Annotated in this window: 3 protein-coding genes; all 3 read left to right on the top strand. The window is 62.6% G+C overall.

Annotated features, from left to right (window positions below):
- Positions 1–186, top strand: a 186-nt coding sequence (locus EDC35_RS18390; protein WP_132978718.1) for a chemotaxis protein CheW, incomplete at its 5' end; no start/stop codon positions are given.
- A 13-nt stretch (positions 187–199) separates the two neighbouring features.
- Positions 200–3,193, top strand: a complete 2,994-nt coding sequence (locus EDC35_RS18385; protein ID WP_132978717.1) for a Cache 3/Cache 2 fusion domain-containing protein — start codon at positions 200–202, stop codon at positions 3,191–3,193.
- Positions 3,194–3,315: 122 nt separating this feature from the next.
- Positions 3,316–4,904 (top strand): MCP four helix bundle domain-containing protein (locus tag EDC35_RS18380; protein WP_132978716.1); only part of this gene is annotated, 1,589 nt, incomplete at its 3' end.

Below are 4,904 nucleotides of genomic sequence, written 5' to 3'. Positions count from 1 at the left end.
CAGACCGTCATCAAACCGCTGGGACGCCTGCTCAACCATCTGCGCGGCTTCTTCGCCGGTTCCACCATCCTCGGCAGCGGCGAGGTCGCCATGATTCTCGATGTCCAGGAACTGATCCGCATGACCATCCTGCATGAGCGCACGGCTTGCGAATTAAACGATAAAAATCAAACGCCAAGCGTTTAGTGAGAGAGAAAAAATGCATTTCAATAATTTATCCATCGCGACCAAGCTTTCCGTCGTGCAGAGCCTGGTCATCGCACTGCTGCTGGGCGTAGCCGGTTTTGTGCTGCTGGAATTCATCGCCAGCGAAATCGAAGCGAACAGCAAGAGCCAACTGCATGAAACAAACAGGATGGCCCGTCAGGTTCTGGAAACGTTCAACGCTGTAGAAACCAATGCCGCAGATCAGCTCTCCAGCAGTCTCGCGGCTCGGTTCCCCAATGGCTTCCAGCTTTCGGACACTGAAACCGTCCGGATCGGCGAAGTCAGCACCCCGGTCCTGACATCCGGCGGCCAGATCCTCAATCTGAATTTCGAGACCGTCGATCACTTCACCTCCATGACCGGGGGGATTGCCACGGTGTTTGCCCGCCAGGGCGAGGATTTCATCCGCGTCACCACATCGCTGAAAAAACCCGATGGCAGCCGTGCGGTCGGCACAACCCTGGAGAAGAGTCACCCGGCATATCAGCCTCTGTCGCAGGGCGAGAACTACAGCGGCATGGCGGAACTCTTCGGCCAGAGTTATTTCACCAAGTACGTGCCCGTGAAGGATCCGGGCGGCAGGGTCATCGCCGTCCTGTTCGTCGGGCACAACGCTACTGACGTCCTGCGCCCTCTGCGGGAAAAACTGAATAGCGTGAAGCTGGGACAAACCGGCTACATCCTCGCCCTGGACGCCAATCCCGGCCCTGACGCTGGCAAACTGGTCGTGCACCCGGAGAAACTGGGCGAAAACATGATTTCAGTCAAGGACGTGCACGGCAAGGAATTCATTAAGGAAATGCTTGCCACGCGGGAAGGCGTGATCAGTTACTGGTGGCAGAATCCGAGCGATTCCGTGCCGCACGAAAAAATCGCCGCCTATGATTATTTCGCCCCCTGGGGCTGGGTCATCGCGTCCAGCATCAACCTGGGAGAATTCACCAGCGGCATCATCACCCGCGCTCAGACCTGGATTGTCCTGGGGATCATCCTGCTGATCGCCGTCGTCACCCTCTTCTGCTACGTCGCCATACGCTTCTGGGTCGGCAACCCCATCGCGAAGGTCGTCGCCGCTGCCAACCAACTCGCGGCTGGCGATCTGAGCATGCAGGTCAACGCCACCAGCCAGGACGAGACGGGCCAATTGCTGCGCGCCGTGCGCATGGTCCAGGACAGTCTACAGGCGATGTCCGCCGACACCCGTCACCTGATCCGCGCCACCGAGATGGGACGTCTCGCCGAGCGCGCCGACGCGACCAGGCATGCGGGCGAATACCGTGCCATCGTGGAGGGCATCAACGCGACCCTGGATCGCCTGGTGGGTTTCCTGGATCTGATGCCCTCCCCGGCCATGGTGGTGGACCGCGATTTCACCATCCAGTACATCAACAATCTCGGTGCCCAACTGGGCAACCAGGCCGCCGCCCAGGTGCGCGGCAGCAAATGCTATGACCACTTCAAAACCACCGACTGCCGCACGGAGCGCTGTGCCACCGCCTGCGCCATGAGCCAGGGTCAGTTGGTCTCCGCCGAGACGCTGGCCCATCCCAGCGGACAGGATCTGGACATCGCCTACTCAGGCACGCCGATCCGTGATCGTGAAGGGAACATCGTGGGTGCCTTCGAGTTCATCGTGGATCAAACCCTGATCAAGCAGAGCATGCGCATCGCCAGCAAGGTATCGGCGTACCAGCACAACGAGACGCAGAAACTGGTGACGGGTCTGGCCCGGCTCGCCGAGGGCGATGTGGATTTCCGGATCGAAACCGATGCCGCCGATGCCGACACCCAGGCGGTGCAGGCGGCCTATGACACCATCGCCAGCGCGGTGAACACCTGCATCGAGGCGATCAAGGCGGTCATCGCCGACACCCGACGGCTATCCGATGCAGCGGTCGGCGGTCAGCTCGACGTGCGTGCCGACGCGACCCGCCACCGGGGCGATTTCCGGCGCATCGTTGAGGGGATCAACGGCACCCTGGACGCCGTGGTCAGCCCGGTCAACGAGGTGATGCGGATCCTCACCCTGATGGAAGACGGCCATCTCTCCGAAACGATCACCACCGAATACCAGGGTCAGTTGCAGGAGCTGCGCAACACGGTCAACAACACGGTCGCCAAGCTGGCCCAGACCATGCGCGACGTGCGCGCCACCGCCGACGATCTGACCTCAGCCGCCGATCAGGTGAGCATGACCGCGCAGACGCTCTCGCAGGGGGCCACCGAGCAGGCCGCCAGCGTGGAAGAAACCTCCGCCTCAATGGAGCAGATGGCGGCATCCGTTGCGCAGAACACCGAGAACGCCTCCGTCACCGACGGCATGGCGGCGAAAGCGGCGAAGGAGGCCGCCGAGGGTGGCGTGGCGGTGCGCGAGACGGTCGCGGCGATGAAACAGATTGCGCAGAAGATCGGCATCATCGACGACATCGCCTATCAGACCAATCTGCTGGCGCTCAATGCCGCCATCGAGGCCGCCCGCGCCGGTGAGCACGGCAAGGGCTTCGCGGTGGTCGCTGCCGAGGTCCGCAAACTGGCCGAACGCAGTCAGATAGCGGCGCAGGAGATCGGCGAGGTCGCCGGTTCCAGCGTCGAACTGGCGGAGAAGGCCGGGCGTCTGCTCGACGCCATCGTGCCGGCCATCACCAAGACCTCCGATCTGGTGCAGGAAATCGCCGCCGCTTCGACCGAGCAGTCAACCGGCGTGAGTCAGATCAACGGCGCCATGGATCAGATCAACCAGACTACCCAGCAGAACGCCTCGGCGTCGGAAGAATTGGCCGCCACGGCTGAGGAAATGAGCGGTCAGGCCGGGCAGCTCCAACAGATGATGAGCTTCTTCAAGACCGGTGGCGAATCGGCCCCGGCGCGGCTCGCCGCCCCGACCCGCCCGTCCATTGGCAGCGCCAAAGTCCTGGTCAGCGGGACCGACAGGAAGCGGCTGACCCTTGGCCGGCCACTTCCCGATTCCGAATTCGTGACTTTTTGAAACGATGAATACCCGACCTCGCCCGCCGTCCGGGCAAGGTCGATGACGGCTGTAAGGCGCTGGCAGGCCACGGCGACGTGCCGGCCAGCATACGGGTCTCAATCATCCGGCAGGCAATCAACATGCTCTCCAACATCAAGATCGGCGTGCGTCTGGCGCTGGGATTCGGCCTCATCATGGTGCTGATGCTGGGCACGCTCTATGTGAATTTCGTGCAGTTGCGCAGCATCGAAAGCGTGTCGAAACAGGTCACGGCTAAGGAATGGCCGATTTCAGTGGTCGCCAATCAGATCATCAGAAACATCAACGACAATGCCAAGACCGCCCTGTCGCTGATGTTCATGAGCGACATCGGACAGATCAACCAGACGGTTGCCGCGATGGCCGAGACCTCGAAGGGACTCACCGGGCTCTACGCCTATCTGGAGCAGACCCTGACGACCCCGGAGGGCAAGGAACGGCTGGCGACCATCCTGGCGGCGCGGAGCGCCTATGTCGACAGCCGCAAGCAGGCGATCAAGCTGGCCCTGGATGCAAAGCAGGAGGCGGCCCGGATCCGGCTGATCACCGAGACCATGCCGCTGCACGACGCCTATGTCAAAACGGTCCAGGTTCTGATCGAGAATGCCGAAAAAGACGTGGAGGCGGCAGGCCGGCAGAGCGCAGACATCATCGCCCGTTCGATCCTGCTCTCCGTCTCGCTCGGGCTGGCCATGCTGCTGCTGGCCCTGGGTTCCGGGATCTGGCTGGTGCGCAGCATCGTGCGTCCCCTGCGTCAGGCCGTGAGCGCCGTCGATCAGATCGCCGCCGGCGATCTGTCGGTCGAACTCGCGTCCGCCTCCGCAGACGAGGTAGGGCAACTGATGCAGTCCATGCGTCGCATGCAGAAGACCCTGCAAGCCCTCATCGCCGAGATGAACCGGATGTCCAGTGAACATGATCGGGGTGAGATCGACGCCCGGATCGACGAAGACGGATTCAGGGGCGACTTCCGGGTCATGGCGGCGGGCGTCAATAACATGGTCTTCGGCCACATCGCGCTCTACAGAGAGGCCATGGACTGCGTCAGGGAATTCGGCAACGGCAACATGGATGCACCACTGGCGACCTTCCCCGGCAAGAAGGCCTTCATCAACGAGACCATTGAGCAGGTGCGCGGCAACATCCAGGCGCTCATCGCCGACACCCGACGGCTGTCGGATGCGGCGCTCAATGGTCAGCTCGACATCCGCGCCGATGCAACCCGGCACCGGGGCGACTTCCGGCTGATCGTCGAGGGGATCAACGGCATGCTGGACGCGGTCGTCAGCCCGGTCAACGCGGTGATGCGGATTCTGACCCTGATGGAAGACGGGCATCTCTCGGAGACGATCACCGCCGAATACAAAGGGCAGTTGCAGGCGCTGCGCAACACGCTCAACAACACGGTCGCCAAACTGGCGCAGACCATGCGCGACGTGCGCGCCACCGCCGACGATCTGACGGCGGCGGCCGAGCAGGTGAACATGACCGCGCAGACGCTCTCGCAGGGGGCGACCGAGCAGGCCGCCAGCGTGGAAGAGACCTCGTCCTCCATGGAGCAGATGTCCGCCTCGGTCGCGCAGAACACCGAGAACGCCTCCGTCACCGACGGCATGGCAGCCAAAGCGGCGAAAGAGGCCCGTGAGGGCGGCATCGCCGTCAAGGAAACCGTGGCGGCGATGAAGCAGAT

Origin of the sequence: Thiobaca trueperi, assembly GCF_004342175.1 — a bacterium.
Classification (GTDB): Bacteria; Pseudomonadota; Gammaproteobacteria; order Chromatiales; family Chromatiaceae; genus Thiobaca; species Thiobaca trueperi.
This window is presented reverse-complemented; position numbering and strand designations above follow the sequence as displayed.

Excerpts from the sequence above, each read along its gene's own strand:
- EDC35_RS18385 (WP_132978717.1), top strand. The coding sequence starts at position 200 with ATGCATTTCAATAATTTATCCATCGCGACCAAGCTTTCCGTCGTGCAG.